The sequence below is a fragment of the Vibrio gelatinilyticus genome (assembly GCF_022836845.1).
GTDB lineage: Bacteria > Pseudomonadota > Gammaproteobacteria > Enterobacterales > Vibrionaceae > Vibrio > Vibrio gelatinilyticus.
The window spans coordinates 35,855-55,327 of the sequence record NZ_JAJNNZ010000005.1; the positions used below are offsets into that span (position 1 = coordinate 35,855).

Here is a 19,473-nt window from a genome sequence, read left to right on the forward strand (position 1 = left end):
CTGTTAACGATACTGAAACTGAGGACTCATCCAAAGTAAAACAAATTTTGAAAGAGGATCAGGTGCATTTTCAATAGCAACCTGCGTGTGTTGTTCAAGAGTGCTGCCGTAGAGCATCTCTATCATAGCTGTCAGTTTGTCGCTTGCACTTATTTCACCCGCTTTCAATGAATTCATTAGAAGCTGAGCCACCTGGTTTGCCACTTGCCAGCGCTGTGTTAATGCCGAAGGGCTGTTGAAATCGGCATCGCTATCAGGCCAACCTGCGGGAGACAAGGCCATAAAAGGTTCTTGACCGAGCTGACGCAACATCCCCTGCATTTGCTTTGCGCTTGGTTCAATCGCCGCACTTCTTAACACGGCAAAAAACCATTCATTTGGGGTACGAAACCTTCGCTTAAATGGCTCATAGGCAGAAGGATGAGTCAGTAAGGCTTGGTAGACGGCCAGTAACGAACCTTCGCTCTCTAACCAAGCTGATAACATAGATTGCGCCACCTTTTCACTCTCAGTGCCCAGAAAATGGTACGCCAGCTTGTCGACGATGTGTTTAGCGGTATTCGGATTATTCGCTAAATCAGAGATTACCGTTTCACCCTGAATCAATCCCGGCTGGGTGTACTCCTTACCAAGGATATTCACACCGCCCGGTTCGTGGAGCTGATCTTTAAATTGAAACTCAAAGGTTTTGTTACTCAGGCTCCACCCTGTAATGGCCTTAGCGAGCGCCAACACATCCTCTTGAGTATACCCCCCATTCACACCCAGAGTATGAAGCTCTAATATCTCTCTTGCGAGATTTTCATTCAGCCCCTTATTTCTCTTTTTTCCAGTTTTCGAATTCGGTCCAATTGATTGATGGTTATCCAGATAAAGTAACATCGCAGGATGCTGATTGACGGCCAATAACATCGATAGAAAGTCACGATCCCAATGAGCACGTATCACTTCGTTCTCGAGCGATGAAGCGATAGGCTTAACTCGACGAACGTCTGCTGAGATCGCGAAATGATTGCTCCAAAATTGCACTATGCGCTCTTGAAAGCCATAGGGTGTGTATAAGGTTTGCAAATTTCGAGCATGAATTAAATTGCGGAAGTGGCCTTGAATTTGTTGGTTAATCGATTTGCTGATCGCGCGTTTTTCACTGTCTGACGTTGCTTGCTTACGTTTTTCAGTCAGTTCAAAAAAAACGGCTAGCACTGCAGCACTCGAGGGTAGATGAGCGATGGAAGAGTGAACAAAATGTGACAGCTTTAGCTGCTGTAGAGGCTCCGCAACCTGGGTTGTAGAATCCGTGCGAGCCCCCAAACCAAACCGTTGCTGGTTGACTGTTTGCCTGCTCTGGTACCAAGCGCTCTCCATGGGATCACCTCTAGGTCAGTTAAATTGCCTTACCATATGCTAATCAGCGTCATTTGTAAGTTTAACAGATAGGGGCAAACCGCGAAGTTTGAAAGCAAGAAGCTTGACGCAAAGACAGTGTTTTATTGGTATTTTTATGTATTTACTTTATCGCATTAACCACGACATTGACTGAAAAATCCCAAAGCCCCAAATCCAGCTTTGCTCTATCGTTTGGTGACAAGACAAACACTGGCGCATAATCAACGTTATTGGCCTCAAGTTCGGTTTCTAGCTGAATCGTTCTGTTAGACAACTCGGTTAACAACACAGAAAGTGTATGTTGTGGATCGATGCGAACGGTACGCCTGATCCCTGGGGTTAAGTTCCAGATAGGTTCAACGAATAGCCGCTCTTTATAGAAAAGCCGGGTCTGCACCGTATAACTCAGCTCGGCCTTGGCAAATGATGCATAAAAAATGCTGACAAAAATCGTCCATATAATTCCCAATCGGATGACTGCTGATTTTCGCATTATGCTCCCTTAAACCGTAAACTTGATAGTGAATTTCGCTGCGGTACTTTATCTGTATCATCATCACGCAGTTAATATTCTTAGCACATACGTGCTTACCTTGAAGTCGGCAAGATCACGTTATTACACAAAACGAGTTCCTTTTGCCTTAATACGGGCGCTAGAGTCAAAAATGCGAATTCATATCTTCGTCACAAACTGGTGTTGCTTTCGTGACGGCACCACTCTCTTTTCCTACAAAAATTCCAAAATGGAATACACCATATTCCAGACCTTCCAAGCGTTTATCCTTATACTCCACCCCGTCAATACTTTGACTTGCACTTATCACTAAAAGTGTGGTTTTTCTGTCGTTTTTAAATGCTATTTAAGCAACTGTCTATCCATTAGAGATATAGGCATAGCTCAACAAAGTGAAATCATCATGTCGTATATAAATGATATAGATTGTTTGGTCGTAGACCGTTTCCCACTCATACGAGAATGTCTTTCTCGTATACTGTCAGATCTTGGCAACTACAACCTTGTACACCAGACTGGTCGAGTCGAAACAGCTCTAAAGCTCATTGAAACCAATAATATTGGTCTCATTGTTCTTGATGTTAACCTTGATCAGGCCGATGGATATGAACTGTTGCGTAAAGCCTACGCAATGGGGTATTCAGGTAAAGCTATTTACGTTTCTAGCTATGGCTACCCAATCTACTCCGAAACCGCCTACAAGCTCGGAGCTAATGGCTATATTAGTAAATCGGAAGAGCCATCTCTCATCAAAGATGCCATTTGTGGTGTATCACGTGGTCATAATCTATTTAAAACAGACTATCGATGCTCAAAACGTAATCTCGTCTTATCACAAAGAGAAACTGTAGTTTATAACTATTTGAAAAAAGGCTACAGCAACAAGCAAATCTCAGAGTTTCTCGGATTGAGTGCCAAAACCATAAGCACATACAAATCACGCATACTCGATAAATATCAGGTCGGATCCATCGTCGAACTTCTTAGTAGTCATGAGGTTGTCGGTTCAGAAGTCCAACTTGCCAGTTAATAGATCGTATAGGCTTAGCTATATCAGTACATCTCAAAGAAGATTCATCTAAGCTCGGTGCAATAGTTAATCTTTATGCTGGTTAGCTATGTTTTTAAAATCCTCGGCGATAGTGAGAAATGTATCAACTAAGAGTGGTTCGAAATGAGAGCCGCGACCTTCACATATGATATTCTTAGCCTTCTCATGGCTAAATGCGGGCTTATAAACACGTTTCGAAATCAGCGCATCATATACATCAGAAAGCGCCATAATACGCGCTGACAAAGGGATGTCTTCCCCTGATAGTCCTAATGGATAACCAGAACCATCCCATTTTTCTTGATGAGAATAAGCAATCTCTTTTGCAAAAATCAGAAAGTTATCCGCAACCCCCAACGCTCTTTCTGCTGCAGCTATTGCATCGCGGCCATAAACCGTGTGCTTTTTCATCTCTTCAAACTCTTCTTCCGTCAGGCGCCCCGGTTTAAATAATATGTCATCACTAATACCTACTTTGCCAATATCATGCAACGGTGCAGACTTATACATAGCAGTAATGATATCGGGTTGAAGAACAGCTTGATACTTCGGTGTTTTGGCCAGCGCTTTCGCAAGGGTCTTCACATAGGCTTGTGTTCTACGGATATGGTTGCCGGTTTCGGGATCCCTTGATTCAGCTAGAGCTCCCATGGCCACTATCGTCACATCCTGAAGATTATTGAGTTGCTTAGTTCGGTCTTGAATTTTCTCTTCAAGTATTTCATTTTGTCTAGCAAGTTGGTCACGAAAGCTTTTCAGCAGTAGATGGGTCTTAACTCTTGCTTTAAGGATAGGAGGACTGATTGGCTTAATAATATAGTCTACCGCCCCTAGTGACAGCCCCTTAGTTTCATCTTCTTCTTGAGATTTTGCAGTTAAAAAGATAATAGGTATATCTTTAGTATGCTCGGAGGTTTTGAGGATACGACAAACATCATAGCCATCGAGGCCTGGCATCATAATATCCAACAAAATCAGATCCGGTTTCTTTTTTTCAATAATTTTCAAAGCGGTTTCGCCGTTAAGAGCAGCTTGAACCAAATACTCACCCGATAGGACACCTTTTACCACTTCGATATTGGTAACAGTGTCATCCACTGCTAAAACTATTGCTTTTTCCTCTTTGCCCATCATCCCCCCTCTAGCTTTCCAAATTACCTGTAGTCTAACCAAGTACATCCCATATCTCTGAGGTACTCCTAAAGCAATCGGTTTAACTGACGTTTAAAAATGGCTTCGCTTTATTCTAGTATGACAACCTTCCATTCGTATATTTTGTTTAGAAAAAGCTTTTTCACTGCGCGTATTGATCAATAAATTTTTGTACTAGAGGCTGTGCTCCTTCAAAGTCAAAATTCGATAGTTTACCTAGTATCTCCTTCGCTAAACACTCCTCTTCATTTGCACCAATCGCAATAATCAAGGCATCAAATGTGTCAACGGCGGAACTATCGAAGTTATCTAATTGCTCAAGAATTTTCGCGGACAGTTTTAAAAACAAGTTTCTATCAATAGCATTACTCTCCGTAACAGGGGCATTATGTGCCAGCGCCTTTTCAATCGCTACTACCATTCTATCGACTAAGAGCGAAAGATCCTCGAGCACCGTTCGCAGACTGATAAGGTCGCACGCCCCACTTTGTTGTTGTTTGATAAGTGTACTTTCTAGCAACGCCAAGGGCTTTACTAAGTACGTAGCGCCTATATTGCCTGCAATCCCCTTTAAGCTATGTGCTGCTATAATGGCACTCTTAATATCGTTTTCGTTCATTGCTCTTTGAATACGCTCCACAACATCATATTCCGAATCAATAACATGTGAGAGTGTTTTTTTGTAGGCCTTGAGGTTACCAGCCATGCGCAAAACCGCGGCTTCAGTTTCGAAGCCTTCCACATGAAATGGCTGGTTATCTGGTAACGGTGCCATTTCCACCGTAGTCACGTTCTCTTTTGGATTAATCCAGTGAGCAATCGTCTTAAAGACAAGCTCTGGATTGATAGGCTTTGCCAAATGGTCATTCATTCCAACTGACAGGCACCGTTCTTTATCGGCAGCCATTGCGTTAGCGCTCATTGCAATGATTGGCAAATCGTCATGTAAACCAGTCGACCGAATTTCTTGAGTCGCTTCATAACCATCTTTCACTGGCATTTGAATATCCATCAATACTAGTTCAAAATCCATACTATTTATTTTTTCAACCGCTTCTTGCCCATTACTTGCAGTAGACACATCAAAGCCTGCAAAGGTAAGGAGTTCAACTGCTATTTCCTGGTTGATTTTATTGTCTTCTACAACAAGGATTCGGGTACCTTTAAGAATGGAAAGTTCAGAAATGTCTAATTGCCCTTTATTTTCGGATAGAGTAGCCGGTCCCATCTTGTTCATAGCGGCGAATATCGCATCGAGTAGTGTTGATGCACTTACGGGTTTAGTTAAAAATTGATCTATCCTGACATCTTTGGTCTCCGCTAACACCTCGCCCTTTTCATAAGCAGAAACTATAATGTACTTAGGATTTGACACTACCTTATCATTTTTTTCTATTTCTACAGCTAATTGAATGCCATCCATATTCGGCATTTTCCAATCGGCTAAAACGACTTCGTACGGCTTATTAAAGCTTTCGGCAAGAGCCATTTTTTCCAATGCTTCAGGACCAGAAGGTGCGATGTCTGCTTCAAAATCAAAACTCCGACACAAATTGAACAGGATTTGTCGCGCTGACTCACTATCATCAACAATAAGTACCCGTAACCCTGCCAGGTTTAATCCCGAATTTTTTTCATCCTCAATTATTTCCTTTGCAATGCCAAACCAAGCTGTAAAATAAAAAGTACTTCCAACATCTGGTTCGCTTTCCACCCAAATATCACCTCCCATCATCTTACTTAGTGTTTTACTAATGGTCAGGCCCAAACCCGTTCCACCATATTTTCGAGTTGTTGATGGGTCAGCTTGACTAAATGAACGAAATAGCTTTGCAACTTGTTCTTTACTCATACCAATACCCGTATCTTTTACCGAGAATTCAATTTTGACCTGATTACTTTTGGATTCTACCAAGCTGACCCTTACTACGATTTCTCCTGTATCGGTAAACTTCAACGCATTATTTGTTAGGTTCAGCAAGACTTGACTGAGTCTCAAAGGATCACCCACTAATCTACTTGGTAGGTTCTGATCAACATCTAAAAGTAACTCGACCCCTTTTTCCCGGCTTTTGTGAGCAATGATATGTAGCAAGCTGCCCAAGGTATCATCTAATAGGAATTCAGTATTTTCTAAATCCATTTTTCCCGCTTCTATTTTCGAGAAATCCAATATGTCATTAATAATACGGAGCAAAGACTCCGCTGAACTTTGAATTTTAGAGATATAGTCAGATTGTCTCCGGTTCAGGTCGGTTTGTAAGGCTAAGTAACTCATGCCAATTATCCCATTCATCGGTGTTCGTATTTCATGGCTCATGTTAGCCAAAAAATCACTTTTGGCTTTCGTTGCTTCCTCTGCTTTCTGCTTTGCAATCCGGAGCTCTCGTTCAGCTTCTTTTCTTTCTGTCGTATCACGAAAAACGCCTGTGAACAGCGTTTCTCCAGAAACGACCATTTTATTAATGGCGACCTCAAGGTCTATTGTTTCGCCACTTCGTTTGTACCCTTTTAATTCAATTAACGAACGGTTTTGTGCTTTTTTCTGAATATAACTTGTGTGAAATTCTGAAAACGGTTGATGAATGAGTCGAGGGAACGCATTTTTCTTGTCAATAACTTCATCTGCCTTATATCCAAATATGCGTTGTGCTGATGGGCTAAATTCCAAAATCAACCCTTGCTCATTAACAACGACGATACCATCCGAAGCATTTTCAATAATCGTACGCGTTCTTTCTGTGTTAACCTGAAGTTCCGCTGTACGCTGTAACACCAGTGTTTCTAATTCTTCTTGTGTTCTCGATAAGGCTCGCGTCGCACGTGAACCAATCTTTAGCGTGAAAATACTCGAACCTAACATTAACGTGAGAGAAATAACAAGTAACGACCATATTGTGAATTTAAAGGTATTAAGCAGATCAAATGCCTCTGCAACGTCGACTTCTGCTGTAATACCTATATTAAGAAGATCATCCCAAATCCACGTCCCGACAACAGGGATACCTCGATAGTCGTTGTACCCAGCAATGTTACTACTTGATTGTCCATTGCTTATACTTTGCGCCATGACAGTTAAAGGCCAACTAGATTGGGCATTGCGTGGCTTGGCAACTAAACTTTCCCCAGGGTTCGCTACTCGTACATTTAAAGAGGAGTGCTGACCCGAATCTAACAATCCAATCGATTGCAACTGACTCTCAAAGCGAACATTTGACAATAACAAACCCGAACGGTCTACAGCATACGTTTCACCCGTTTTACCAATAAAACCAGACGACAATATCGTTGAAAATTCTCCTTCAAAATCAAGACGCTTTGTCAGTATTGCTATAACATCTTGATTTTGATTAAACACAGGAGCCGCAAAAAACATTGTTGGCTTCATATCGTTGGCTGATAAAACTATATCTGATCGGATTGGTGGAACAAAGACACTTCGACCATTCAAGACTTGCTCTAATAAATCTGGTCGCTGCTGTTGAATATAGTTTAACGTACCAACATTGGAATCGCGTTTGGATGCTAAACTTATCCTGTCGGGTGAAATGACAAAAAAGCCAAAAGAATCAGATACCCCTTTGTTGTCTTCTATAAAATTTCTCAGTTGTTGTTGTACAGGAGAGGTTAGGAGGTCAGCTTGTGTCCGTTCAACGATAAGCAGTTCTTCAACTAAACTCACGAGCTCAGGGTCCTTTCCCAATTTGGCTAAGGTGTGGAGCTCGAGATTCACCCATCCAATCAAGCGTTTATGTGTCGAATTTAACAACATATCCAAGCTATAGCTGATAGATGCCATACTCTGTTGCTCCGCATACCTAATCACCATCGTAACTCCCGATAGTATAGCGAAGGAGAGCATAAACTGAGTCAATATTATTGAACGCCTAAATCTCCTATTTCCAAGCTTGATGGCTAGTTCACCATCGCTAATCCCAAAAACTCGTGACACAATAACGATAAGGATAAGGAATACTAACCCAGAAAAAGTAACCACATATTTAAAAGTACTTGAAATCGCTGTATCAAACGACTCCTCTACTTTATTGTCCTGTTCTTGATGCCACTCATTTTTTGTTAGAACCAAATCTCTGAGTTTTAAAGAATCCAACCCCTTCTGTAGAATCGAATGCAATATTGGCTTACTCGAAGTCGACCAGAAATGAATAGTGGTAGATGATACAACATCTTCGATGGCCCGCAGACTGTCGATCTCTTTAAGTGATAACCGATGACGAACCACGCTGCCTGCATCTACTAGCGCATCCGCCTTTCCACTAAGCACCGCTTCTATAGACTGTTCTATTCCTGTTACTTCGAGTATGCGTATCTCAGGGTAAAGATTTTTAAGTCTATTGATTGTGCTGTAACCCTTTGTCACAGCGACTGTTGCGTTTGCTAAATCGGCAGCCACCGCAAATCTAAAGTCATCTTCCCTTACAAAAAACATCTCTCTTACTAAAAAGTATGGAGTAGTAAAGCTTCCATACGCTTTCCTTTCTTGGGTCATATGTGCATTTGGCATTACGTCAAGCGCTCCATCTTTGAACTTAACTAGCAAGTCATCCCACTTGCCACCAACAAGCTCGACTTTGAGTCCCGTCCTATCAACAATTTGACTCACAATTTCGCCAGTAATGCCGCCAATTTGATTGTCTTGCTTTTGAAACAATATAGGTGGCCAGTTTTCAATACCAAAAGTAACTGTATTATCTTGAATCCACTTTTGCTCTTGGGCGGTGAGTCCTAATTGTCCCTGCTGTTCAAAGCTGTCAACTCTATTTTCAACCTGGCTAGTAAATTCCAACAGCACACTATTGTATTCACTCTTATAAGCTTGATATTTATTACCAGTTATTAAATCTCGAGCAGTATTAATATTCCCCTCGCTGACTAATTGGAAGGTATTCATCTCCAACTTAAAGTTTTGATGGTATAAATATTCTAGCTTCGATGCTAACTCACGTTCGCTTTCAACCTCACTTGTTAGTAATACCTTAACTAGCTCTGTTCGCTTGGATTCAGATTCGTTATATCGTTGCAACCATTTCGTATCCTGTGACAAAACGTAATTAGATACTGAAGACGTTAACACTGCTTCTACATACTTAAGCTCGGTGATGATACTTTTCAACTGAGAGGTGGAGTGTTCTCTTCCATAGCTATTATTTATGATCGAATTATCAGATGCTTCTATGGTCTGAAATGCCAATGAGGCGATTGTTATTAAGCCGAATAAATACGAAAAAAAACCATTAGATTTCGTTTTTTTTATTACCCACCTAGCGAAAAACAGCATAAAACACGTCCCTAGCTACATCACACTAAAAATAAAACAATATCACTACCTAGCTTAAACTGCCTGTTTCAGTCTAGGAAAACAATTACGTTTAAGCCAGAATAGTTAACACAAACTACGATAAAACAATGATTTATTCACGGTTTTTGCAACATACTTTCGCTTCCTATTTGTATGCCAAGAATGCACAAAATCATACTTTAAAACAGGCTGTTGACCGATATTACAAATCTATACTCGCATTGAATTAACTAAAAACTCAATGCACTCTCGTAACCTTCTTGGTTGGTATCGGTCTTTGTGATATATCACGGACAAGGGCACTGAAGGCACATGCCAATTAGACATCACTGAGCAAAGCGTTCCTGATTCCAGTTCTTTAACACAATACATCGTAGGCACTCTAATTATCCCTATGCCTTTTTTTGCTCCCTCAACAAGGACACGACCATTCTTACATTTTAGTCCGCCCAAAATACTCACCTCATATTCTTCATCACTCTTTGAGCGTTTAAATTTCCACTTTGAAACCGAACCAGTTAAGCAGCGATGATTCAGCAAATCTCTTGGGTGATTGATCTTGGGGTTATTCATTAGATAATCATTACTGGCTAATGTTGCCATATCGACATCACGTAAATGTCGCGCCACATAACTGGCATCGGGCAAAGATCCCATTCTGATCGCTAGGTCAAAATCATCTTCTAGTAAATCAACACGGTGACTCGAGAAATCCAATTCAATCGTTACGTCTGGATGTTGCTGTAGGAATTGTACCAGTTTCCCTGCGATAAGCTCCTCACCGATAACGCCACCCACGCAATTCACCTTGATATTTCCTTGCACGGCTTCAACCTCATTGACGGCTTTGGTCACAGCCAAATCAATCGAATAAAGTGCTCCATCGCAGGCGGACAAGAACCGCCGTCCCGTTTCGGTGAGTTTCATTGTTCGTGTTGAACGCACGATTAGGCTAACTTTCATCGATTTTTCAAGCGACTGAATTTGTCGAGATACGTGGGAGCGAGATACGTTTAACGCTTGTGCTGCTTTAGTAAAACTGCCTAAGTTAGCAACAAACACAAACGCACGAACATCAGCAAGGTTAATATCTTGATTCATAGCGGTTCCAGCCCAAAAAGATAATTAGATTGTTGGATTTAATAGGCAAAATAGCAACAACAACACATCGTAAATGAGATTGAAAAGACTTCTCATAAGTAAGAGTGGTGGCAAACACACGGCATCGAATTCATAATCACATAGGCATAAACAACATGAACATTTGCTGGCTGAAACATCCCGAGGCGGACGATGATGACGTCTTTAAGGACCTTCATAAGTTCCATCTTATTTCGGGTTGTCTCTTAATCCCGGCTCAATAAATCGCAAAACCAGATAAAAACGTAAACTCAAAGACTCGAGGAAACACAGTAAAAGGCCTGGTTACATGCCGATTTTGAGCGTCATACTCGTGATGCAATAGTGCTCACTAATAATGAAGGATTAATTGAGTTTGAGTCTGCTCCTTTTCTATCGATCAAATGATCACACCTCTAGATTCCACCTACGCCCCTATTTGCAGAGAAAAAGGAATATCTTTAACTATAAACAACCCATTCCATAGAAATAGTTATTTTATCGGTGATCAGAAATGAGTACGGCAAATACTCTATAACCTGATAAATAATGCTATTAAGTTTACCCATAAAGGGGAAATTTCAGTGTCTATTTATCCTTATTCGTATCAGACTAATACTGTTACTTTTACTCTTTCTGACAGTGGGATAGGAATAGCTCCTGAAAAGTTAGATAAAATCTTTGACCCATTTGTTCAGGCAGATGCATCGACAACCCGCAAATTTTGCGGAACAGGTCTTGGCCTGGCTATCGTAAAACAGTTTGTTGTAAAAATGGGAGGCGAACTTACGGTTAAAAGTGAGGAAAATAAGGGCATAAGGTACAAATTTAACATGGTGGTTCTCAAGCTATCGACTTGTTAGATAATGATAACTTTGACCTTATTTTAATGGACAATCACATGCCAATTATGGATTGCATAGAAGCTAGCCAGATGATACGCAGAATCTTAAAACTCAAGACCGTTTTATTCGGCTGGACCGCTGATGTGTTCGCTGAGTCTAAAAAGGCATTTATCGACGCTGGAGCAGATCAAGTTTTGAACAAACCATTACAGAAGCAATTTCAAGATTTGCTGAAAGATTTAAGGCACGATCAAATAGAAGAGCAAGCTAGATATTAACTTTACCTATATTTAGATATCGATATAAACGGAAAATACCCCGTCTGGGTGACATATTATCATCTCTTTTCATTATTGTTCATATAATAAACAGGTTCTCTCTTTGTACATCTAATTTCCCATCATATTACTATATACAAACGGAGATAAATATATTACTTTCTTTTCCTGTAAATCTAATGAATATAACTATTAATTATACATACAGTGAATACATTGCGCTTTATTAATTAAAATCAGAATGGCATAGGAATACATCGTGACATTAAGTAACTTGTCGATTAAAACCAAAATTCAACTAATAGTAGCCGTGGCAACATTACTACTATTTAGTCTGGGTATAATGACATTGTTCATTCAAAAGGAATCGAGCTATCAACAAAGGCAAGAGCGAGTTCGCTCTGCCGTCGAACTCGCCGAAACATTGGCGCGGCATTATATAAGCCAAGAGAAAAAATTGGGCCGAGAAGCCGCAATAGAACACGCTAAAGCCTCTATCGCTGAGTTGCGTTATGACAATGGCAATTACTTCTGGATAGCGAGCTCAACAAATGATGTAATTATGCATCCAATGGTGCCTTCTCTAAATGGAACCAACGCAGACCACCTCACCGATGCTCGTGGCAACCTGTTTTGGCGTGAAATGTCCGACGTTGCTGTCAAAGATGGCAGTGGCTTCGTTACCTATTACTGGGTAGGTAATGACAATATAGAGTCTGAAAAAATCTCCTATGTGGTATACATCCCTAAGTGGAACTGGATCATTGGTTCTGGCGTTCAGGTTTCCGATATTGACAAAGCGTTTAAAGAACAACTGATCGAAGAAATTGTCTTGGACTCCATCGCTGCACTCATTCTCATCACTGTATGCATTGTTATCGCGCGTAATATCGTAAAACCACTAGAAACTCTGGTCTCAAAAATACATCATGTCGCAGATGGCGACCTCACTATCGATATGCAGCAATCTCGACAAGATGAGATTGGTGTTTTGAGCAATGAAGTTGATCGTATGCTCACCGTAATGCGCCAAACACTTTCCACAGCGAAAACCTCTTCTCAGCAATCTAGCCAACTATCCAATAGTATTGCTGTATCTAGTGAAGAAACCTCCTCCAGCATTGAATCTCAAAATGGTCAGCTAGAACAACTTTCCACGGCGATGAGCGAGATGTCGAGCACCATCAGAGATATCGCCTCTAGTTCTGAACGTACCGCTCAAGCAGCCTCGCAAGTCAGCGAGTTGGCACAAGCAGGCAGTGTCAGCATGGACACAACAGCATCGGACATCTCATCAATTTCTGACGATATTACCCAAACCCATCATTCACTTGAAGAGCTCAAGCAAGGCGTCAGTGATATCAGTAACGTAGTGACTGTGATTCACGAAGTATCGGAGCAAACCAATTTGTTGGCGCTCAATGCTGCTATTGAAGCCGCGCGTGCTGGCGAACAAGGCCGAGGCTTTGCCGTGGTTGCCGATGAAGTCAGAAACCTCGCAAGCCGCACTCAGGAGTCAACCGCTCAGGTACAAATCACCATCGATAAACTCACAGAGAAAACCAATAACGTGCTCTCGATGATGAGTAACAACCAGCAAAAAATCATCGTCAGCTCCGAGGTGGCAAGTGAGGCTAAGCAACAATTGGACTCAATCGTTGAGAACCTATTGAGAGCCAACGACATGATAGCCGAAATAGCGGCAGCCGCAGACCAACAAGGTGTTGTATCCAACGAAGTTAACGAGAACGTTACCACCATACATTCGTCCGCGGGTGAAATTCGTCAGGCAAGTCAATACTTGGCGAAACAGTCTCAAGTCATGGCAACAGCGTCTGATGAGCTAAACCAAATGCTAGCCTACTTTAAAGTGTGATCGAACTTAGCCCGGCGATAATCCGGGCTAATCGATTGTCCTACTTATTTTTTTTACGACAAACTTCGAACTCAATCACCAATTCAGTCATTGCCTCTTTATTGACAGAATTACCTCTACAAATACACCGTCAGAATCGATACTATTGTTATTTGAAGTGATCATTGTGTTGGCGGAGATAACGGCATGACATCCTTAATAAAAGCGATCAAGTTACTCAGTGGTCTTGGGTTAATTGCACTGGCGATTGCGCTGACTTTATTTACATTAGAACTCAAACAACTGCGTACTGAGTTGCCTCAGCTGCTTGCTCAAGTTGACCAAACGGCACAAAGAGTCGCGCCCGTCATTGACGAAATTAATAAAATTCAACAGCTCATTCCACCCATCCTGGAACAAAGTAAGGGCTATCAGGATTTGGTTCCGCAAGTACTAAGCCGAGTCGATGATATAAATACTCAGATCCCAACATTGCTTGCCGAAATAGAACAGGTTCGCAATGCTCTCCCGCCACTTGTTCACCAATCTGAAGAGTGGCGAAAAACCGTACCGACACTACTCAAACGCATTGACTCGACTAACAAAACAGTGAGAGAGAGTAACCAGAACATCGCGCAAATATCTGCTCAGGTGCCGAGTATTCTCAAGGAAAGTGAAAATTTGAGAAAAGACGTACCTATCATCATTTCTCAGGCAGAAGAACTTGTTTTAAAAGCAGAGCAAGCTGGACGTGAAGCCAGCAAAGGAGCAGTGACTGGCGTTATTAGTGGTATTTTTACTTCACCAATACAATTGATCGATCGCATTGGTGATGCTACAGCAGAAACCCTTGGCCTTAGTGAATCTAAGAGCTTCACAAAAGAAGACCAGCAACTGCACAAAAATGCCATTACGGCACTTATGAAACGCCCAAAAAAAGGCAATGTTGAAGAGTGGACCAACTCACGTTCCAGTAATAAAGGAACGGTTACGATTCAATCTATGAGTAACAAAGATAACTCAACTTGCTACTCGATTCGCAGTCAAATTGAGATCGCAAAAGGGCCAGATAAGGGCCTGCACAATGTGGTCACTGAAAAGTGCATTCGTAATTAGTCAAAGGAAATTTATGAGCGTTAAATACATCAAAGATTCAGACGTTGACGAGACCCTCGATAGCCAGTTAAAAGCCTTACTAAGTCAATGCTTTACTAAACCTGAAGAAGCTCGCTTTAAGACTCAGCGCTACTACAATGAGATGCCGAAACATCGATGGTTTATTGAAGACATTGAGCAAGGCATTTTAGTGGCGCATCTCGCTATACATGAAAAAATCGTAATAGAAGGTGACACCGCTTATCCAATTGGTGGTGTCGCTGAAGTCTGTGTTCACCCTGACTATCGCGGGCTCGGTTATGTTAATCAATTAGTTGAAAGTGCTCATAAATGGATGAAGCAACAACGGTTTGAATTCTCAATGCTGTTTGGGAGTGACGAAATATACCGCTCTAGCGGCTATGTGCGCGTTGCCAATGTGTCGCTCTGCCCCGATTATCATCAGGGCTCACAGCAATATACACCAATATCAGTTATGGTCGCCCCTCTTCAAAACCAACGTTGGCCTGAAACCGCTATCATACTGCCGAGTATACCTTTTTAAATATGTGAAATAGTATGGTGCGATATTCAATCAAGGTAGAACTATCGTGCTCGAGTTATTGGTTGGGATTGGTCTTAACATCGAAGATATGATCTGCTGTAACTCCTTTTTATCCTCTGGCCTTGACAAGTTATCACTCTCCGTTGGCCCTTGTGCTAGCACTCGCCAACGGGGAAGCTCATAAATTGGATCAAAAACTGCGACGTAGAGAGTTCCCTTTTCCCCTCGCTCCCCGGGTTCAGCTGAGACCTGAATACCCGTTGAGATCTGTGTTTTATCAAATATCTCTTGGTCAGTCATACCCGATTCTGTTGCGATGCCAAAATCAATTAGCATTGCAGGGCCAGTCTCCCAATGAGTCAATGAATAGCCTTTGACACGCATCACTTCGTCTATGGCTTGGCGAATCGCAGCGCGATAGACATCCGCATCAATAGTGTCCGGGACCTTAGCAACAGCTTCACCTGGCTGCCAAGCGTATGTGTAATTATGGTTTCGGGCCAGAAATGAAAAATCCCCCGTTGTCACCACGCCATATGAGTATGAGGGTGCTGTGGTTTGTGTTGTACAGCCTGCCAATATCGCTAGTAAAAATATCCATAAAGATTTTTGCATAATGTCACCCATTCCTTGGGACAATCAGTTTCGCCTCGTTAAGCTTCAATTTACTCAGCACACAAGGTCAAGTTAGCCGATGTCTAATGATATATCGCGCGAAAGCCAATGCCTTCAAGCCTTCTTCTTAAGTTCGCAGCCACACCGTGATTTTCATCGAATTGCATGAGAGTTTGTTGCGGATCAAAGACATCACCGTATACGGCCTGATTCATCTTCTGGTCGAGACGAAGTTGGAACGCATCGATACTGCCACCAAAATACAGCCCTCGATTTTCCGAAACCATCATAGTCGAAATGCCCGACGGTCCGCCAACCACTTTACCACTGATCCCTTTTCCAATCGTCGTGTCTGCGGTTCCGCCCACTAAAATGGAAGCGGCAACCAGTTGTTCCAACGCATCATCAGATAAGATCACACCAATACCACCCGAGAATTGAGCACCCGCTAATAAGCCAAACATGACGCTATTAAAACGGATGAATACTGGTTGGCTCCATTGGTGCTTATCTCTCATCATCAATATGCCATTGCCCCATTGGAAACCGAACAGAAATCCCGCCTGGCCGCCTTCAGGGAAAATGACGATGGCTTTGGCAACGCCAGTGAGACGTTTAACCGAATTCCAATGTGGGGTCGAATCAAACTGCTCGATTTTCATCGCTGAATCTTTGAGGATCTGAGCGGCTTGGTCACACGATTTTAAGTCGTCTGAAGCGCACTCGATTTTTAGGTCGCCAGCGATCACTCCCCAGCTCAAAACCAGCAATAGTGTAGCGGTCATAGAGCGCTTAAATAAAAACACGTGGGTTTCCTTATAATAACGGTATGTTGCAGGAAAAACGAACATGAGAAAATAGGCTAGGTGCGTTTAGCCTATTTCTCTGAAGAATACTCACTGGAAGGGCAATAGAGACGTCAAAGACTACTAGGATTACTTTCGGCCAACTCCCATCAAAACAGGTTGCATACCATGTTTTGTCTCAATCTCAAAAGGAACAGAAACATCAACCTGTTGGAAACCAGCATTAAGCAGAATCTGCTCTGCTTTTTCTCGTGTCATGCCATAATCTGATGAATCAGAATCCACCAACCAATCCCAATGTACAAAAAGCCCGTATTCATCGAGTAAAGTATAGATAATATTGACCGTTTCTTGTTGATTTGTAAGAAACCCGCATACAGACGAGGCCACGACCAAATCAAATTGACTGCGAAACGCTGGGTGCTGGGCGACCAAGCCTCGAGTTAAAAGATCGACAACAGGCTCAACATTCGGTAGCGCCTTTTTGTCTAGCTCTTCAATCATGGCCTCAGAGCCGTCTAATGCCACAATTTCTTTGGTGACCGGTGACATTAGCTGAGCCAATAACCCTGTCCCACACCCAAAGTCGAGTACGGATTTTCGTTTTAGTGATGTAATTTCGCTGAGCTGTTCAAATACTGATTGCGCGAATACTGCTGTGGTGTCATCTTGCTCCCACTTAGCCGCGTAATCATCCCACTCGTTTGACATAGTTAACTCCATTCACAAAAAACCACTCACCTGCTTGTGTCTATCACGGTAAAGGGTAATGTTTAATCCTTAATGACAGCCATAAGATTAACCAGAACCTTCTTAGATTCCTAGTGTTATCTTGCAAATCTACCCAGGTTTTTGACTTTACTGTACCATGGTCGTCATTCTTGAAATGGCTAGTGAAACAAAAGCGAATAATCACATATGAATTTCTCTCAGGTAGAAGCTTTTTGCGCCGTTGCTGATAGCGGTTCAGTGTCGGAAGCTGCCCGTGTGCTTGGTTGCAACCGAACCAAGCTCAGCATGGCCATTAAGGCCCTTGAAAAAGATCTTGTCACAGATCTGTTTGTCAGAACCGGAAATAACCTCGAACTGTCTGAGGCTGGAAAGGCAATCTACAAGGATTGTGAGAATGTTCTAGTAACAATTGAACGTATAAGGCGAACCTGCACCCAAGTGACTGGTGACTATAAAACTGAAGTGTGGATCGCTCATGACGACGCACTGCCTGACGATCTGTGGCAGAACTTCACTTTCGAGCTTAACAATCGTTTTGCCGCTATCTCGTTCAATGTCGTGCTCGCCTCAAGTGGTGATCTCTCTAATCTAGTTGAAAAAGGGCAAGTCGACTTCGCTTTTGGTGTCGACTACGAACGAGTTGAAGATCCGCGAGTACGGTATCAGCCACTGGGTAAAATGCGCATGATGTCGGTGTGTCGCGCTGATCATAAACTCAGTAAGCTGCAAAGAGTGTCTGACGACGTACTGCGCAATGCAATGCAAGTATCGCTCGCTTACCTAAACGAAAAGAATAACCCCGAATTACAGCCTTTTTCATTAAAATACATTGGCTTCTCAAGTTTTGACTACATGCTCAGAACCATATTAACCGAAGGCGCTTGGGGCGTGTTACCTGAGCCATTAATTCGCCAACTCCTAAGAAGCCAGGAGCTATCTGTCATTAAACACACATACGGCCTTACTCAAGAAGACTATTGTATGTTTACCTCTGCCGGCATGGCTGAACATCCAGCCATGGCTTGGATTGCCGATCAAATCAGCGACTATTTGTTCGAGTTTTAGGCGTCGATATTTCAACTCTCGATAATGGGTTCATTATGAAACCTTGTCAGTCTAAGATCGCGGCAGATTGCATCATCCTCACAATTAGTTAAACACTTTAACGATATTAGGAAACCTCCCTCCTTGGCTGTCCTAGTCGATAGACACTGGCTGTAGTTGATTGCAAGAATCATCGTTTCATTCATGCCTAACAAGAATGAGAACCTCAAAATAAACGTAAGTTCAATCAGCCGCTGCCAAATTTACTGACAGCAGGAATAAGACGTAATCCATTGATAAGTAACAAATAACTTCACGAGTAATGTTTTTCCCCTGTAACGTCCTATTTTATTGTTTGAAAACCAAGCAGCCAAATTGAACAATGATCATAGGAAATGAAAACAGGTAAGCATCATGTCTCTACAAACAAGCCAAAGAGAAACGCGAGTTCTCACAATATCAGCCCTTATTGCTACTGCGTTTGCAGTTGGCGGCCTTCTGGTAGGCCTATTAATGGGCTCGATTGTGATTGCTTTCGACGGCGTCTATTCTTTGGTTAGCTTGCTGTTAACTTTGTTGTCACTGGTTGCAGCGAAGCATTTACACAAACCCGAAAGTTATCTTTCCCAGTACGGTAGAGAAATCGTCGAACCTATTGTGATTGCAATTAAAGCTAGCGTTATTCTCATTATTGTCGGGTTTTCATTATACTCGGCGATCATGTCACTGCTCGAAGGCGGTAGGCCCGTTAGTACATCCATTGCGACCGTCTTTGGTATCGTCAATGTTGTGGGATGTGGTTTCGCCTGGTGGTATATGCAAACGCATACCAAAACGTTAGGCTCTCCGCTAGCAAAGGCAGAGTGTAAACAATGGCAAATGGATACCATGTTAAGTGTTGCGGTGACAGTAGGATTCATCACGGCTTGGGGGCTGGAGATCACGCCTTGGGCACAGTACAGTCGCTACGCCGATCCGGTTATGATGATCATTATGTCTGGGTACTTTATCAAAGTGCCGCTGGTGATGTTAAAGGAAGCGCTCAGCGATTTTCCGTCGATGCCCATCCGTAAAGTCGCTAATAACTCCCTCTAGT

General features: G+C 42.3%; 16 protein-coding genes. 8 read left to right on the forward strand and 8 right to left on the reverse strand.

Going from position 1 to position 19,473, the window contains the following annotated elements; translation table 11 throughout:
* Positions 1-3: 3 nt before the first annotated feature.
* Both LNL84_RS08005 and LNL84_RS08010 read right to left on the reverse strand, forming a co-directional pair.
* Positions 4-1,365 (reverse strand): DUF1800 domain-containing protein, encoded by a 1,362-nt coding sequence (locus tag LNL84_RS08005; protein WP_244356696.1) that lies wholly within the window; start codon positions 1,363-1,365, stop codon positions 4-6.
* A gap of 142 nt (positions 1,366-1,507) precedes the next feature.
* A complete protein-coding gene (locus LNL84_RS08010; RefSeq protein WP_244356698.1) occupies positions 1,508-1,879 on the reverse strand; it encodes a hypothetical protein in 372 nt (123 codons plus the stop codon).
* Between the two features lie 424 nt (positions 1,880-2,303).
* Between LNL84_RS08010 and LNL84_RS08015 the strand changes: the two genes are divergently transcribed.
* Positions 2,304-2,930, forward strand: a complete 627-nt coding sequence (locus LNL84_RS08015; RefSeq protein ID WP_244356700.1) for a response regulator transcription factor — start codon at positions 2,304-2,306, stop codon at positions 2,928-2,930.
* A 66-nt stretch (positions 2,931-2,996) separates the two neighbouring features.
* Here the strand turns inward: LNL84_RS08015 and LNL84_RS08020 are convergent, their stop codons facing one another.
* The 3 genes from LNL84_RS08020 to LNL84_RS08030 form a co-directional block, all read right to left on the reverse strand.
* Positions 2,997-4,082 carry a response regulator gene (locus LNL84_RS08020; protein WP_244356932.1) on the reverse strand — a complete coding sequence of 362 codons (1,086 nt, stop codon included), beginning with the start codon at positions 4,080-4,082 and terminating at the stop codon, positions 2,997-2,999.
* Between the two features lie 163 nt (positions 4,083-4,245).
* A complete protein-coding gene (locus LNL84_RS08025) occupies positions 4,246-9,402 on the reverse strand; it encodes a response regulator (protein WP_244356702.1) in 5,157 nt (1,718 codons plus the stop codon).
* A 231-nt stretch (positions 9,403-9,633) separates the two neighbouring features.
* The gene (locus tag LNL84_RS08030; RefSeq protein ID WP_244356704.1) at positions 9,634-10,524 is read right to left on the reverse strand and encodes a LysR family transcriptional regulator; all 891 of its coding nucleotides are present in this window, start codon (positions 10,522-10,524) and stop codon (positions 9,634-9,636) included.
* A gap of 545 nt (positions 10,525-11,069) precedes the next feature.
* Between LNL84_RS08030 and LNL84_RS08035 the strand changes: the two genes are divergently transcribed.
* The 5 genes from LNL84_RS08035 (at position 11,070) to LNL84_RS08055 (ending at position 15,180) form a co-directional block, all read left to right on the forward strand.
* Entirely contained in the window at positions 11,070-11,405 is a 336-nt protein-coding gene (locus tag LNL84_RS08035; protein ID WP_341829453.1) for an ATP-binding protein, read from the forward strand.
* Positions 11,406-11,431: 26 nt separating this feature from the next.
* Positions 11,432-11,665: a response regulator gene (locus LNL84_RS08040; protein ID WP_244356934.1), complete on the forward strand. Its 234-nt coding sequence runs from the start codon at positions 11,432-11,434 to the stop codon at positions 11,663-11,665.
* A 259-nt stretch (positions 11,666-11,924) separates the two neighbouring features.
* A complete protein-coding gene (locus tag LNL84_RS08045; RefSeq protein WP_244356706.1) occupies positions 11,925-13,541 on the forward strand; it encodes a methyl-accepting chemotaxis protein in 1,617 nt (538 codons plus the stop codon).
* Positions 13,542-13,727: 186 nt separating this feature from the next.
* The gene (locus LNL84_RS08050) at positions 13,728-14,636 is read left to right on the forward strand and encodes a hypothetical protein (RefSeq protein ID WP_244356708.1); all 909 of its coding nucleotides are present in this window, start codon (positions 13,728-13,730) and stop codon (positions 14,634-14,636) included.
* Between the two features lie 13 nt (positions 14,637-14,649).
* A complete protein-coding gene (locus LNL84_RS08055; RefSeq protein ID WP_244356710.1) occupies positions 14,650-15,180 on the forward strand; it encodes a GNAT family N-acetyltransferase in 531 nt (176 codons plus the stop codon).
* 30 nt (positions 15,181-15,210) lie between these two features.
* On the opposite strand, the gene LNL84_RS08060 is transcribed toward LNL84_RS08055, so the two are convergent.
* From LNL84_RS08060 to LNL84_RS08070, 3 genes are all read right to left on the reverse strand, one after another.
* On the reverse strand, positions 15,211-15,795 hold the full coding sequence (locus LNL84_RS08060; protein WP_244356712.1) for a hypothetical protein: 585 nt from the start codon (positions 15,793-15,795) through the stop codon (positions 15,211-15,213).
* 83 nt (positions 15,796-15,878) lie between these two features.
* The gene (locus LNL84_RS19775) at positions 15,879-16,601 is read right to left on the reverse strand and encodes a lipid-binding SYLF domain-containing protein (protein ID WP_244356714.1); all 723 of its coding nucleotides are present in this window, start codon (positions 16,599-16,601) and stop codon (positions 15,879-15,881) included.
* A 129-nt stretch (positions 16,602-16,730) separates the two neighbouring features.
* Positions 16,731-17,312, reverse strand: a complete 582-nt coding sequence (locus LNL84_RS08070) for a class I SAM-dependent DNA methyltransferase (RefSeq protein ID WP_244356716.1) — start codon at positions 17,310-17,312, stop codon at positions 16,731-16,733.
* Positions 17,313-17,519: 207 nt separating this feature from the next.
* Between LNL84_RS08070 and LNL84_RS08075 the strand changes: the two genes are divergently transcribed.
* Positions 17,520-18,398: a LysR family transcriptional regulator gene (locus tag LNL84_RS08075; protein ID WP_244356717.1), complete on the forward strand. Its 879-nt coding sequence runs from the start codon at positions 17,520-17,522 to the stop codon at positions 18,396-18,398.
* A gap of 393 nt (positions 18,399-18,791) precedes the next feature.
* Complete coding sequence (locus LNL84_RS08080; protein WP_244356718.1) at positions 18,792-19,472, forward strand: cation efflux transmembrane domain-containing protein; 681 nt, start codon at positions 18,792-18,794, stop codon at positions 19,470-19,472.
* Position 19,473: the final 1 nt, after the last annotated feature.

Coding starts and splice junctions, on each gene's coding strand:
- LNL84_RS08070 (WP_244356716.1), bottom strand. CDS start 17,312: ATGTCAAACGAGTGGGATGATTACGCGGCTAAGTGGGAGCAAGATGAC.
- LNL84_RS08010 (WP_244356698.1), bottom strand. CDS start 1,879: ATGCGAAAATCAGCAGTCATCCGATTGGGAATTATATGGACGATTTTT.
- LNL84_RS08050 (WP_244356708.1), top strand. CDS start 13,728: ATGACATCCTTAATAAAAGCGATCAAGTTACTCAGTGGTCTTGGGTTA.
- LNL84_RS08075 (WP_244356717.1), top strand. CDS start 17,520: ATGAATTTCTCTCAGGTAGAAGCTTTTTGCGCCGTTGCTGATAGCGGT.
- LNL84_RS08040 (WP_244356934.1), top strand. CDS start 11,432: ATGGACAATCACATGCCAATTATGGATTGCATAGAAGCTAGCCAGATG.
- LNL84_RS08080 (WP_244356718.1), top strand. CDS start 18,792: ATGTCTCTACAAACAAGCCAAAGAGAAACGCGAGTTCTCACAATATCA.
- LNL84_RS08060 (WP_244356712.1), bottom strand. CDS start 15,795: ATGCAAAAATCTTTATGGATATTTTTACTAGCGATATTGGCAGGCTGT.
- LNL84_RS08025 (WP_244356702.1), bottom strand. CDS start 9,402: ATGCTGTTTTTCGCTAGGTGGGTAATAAAAAAAACGAAATCTAATGGT.
- LNL84_RS08055 (WP_244356710.1), top strand. CDS start 14,650: ATGAGCGTTAAATACATCAAAGATTCAGACGTTGACGAGACCCTCGAT.
- LNL84_RS08020 (WP_244356932.1), bottom strand. CDS start 4,082: ATGGGCAAAGAGGAAAAAGCAATAGTTTTAGCAGTGGATGACACTGTT.
- LNL84_RS08030 (WP_244356704.1), bottom strand. CDS start 10,524: ATGAATCAAGATATTAACCTTGCTGATGTTCGTGCGTTTGTGTTTGTT.
- LNL84_RS08005 (WP_244356696.1), bottom strand. CDS start 1,365: ATGGAGAGCGCTTGGTACCAGAGCAGGCAAACAGTCAACCAGCAACGG.
- LNL84_RS08015 (WP_244356700.1), top strand. CDS start 2,304: ATGTCGTATATAAATGATATAGATTGTTTGGTCGTAGACCGTTTCCCA.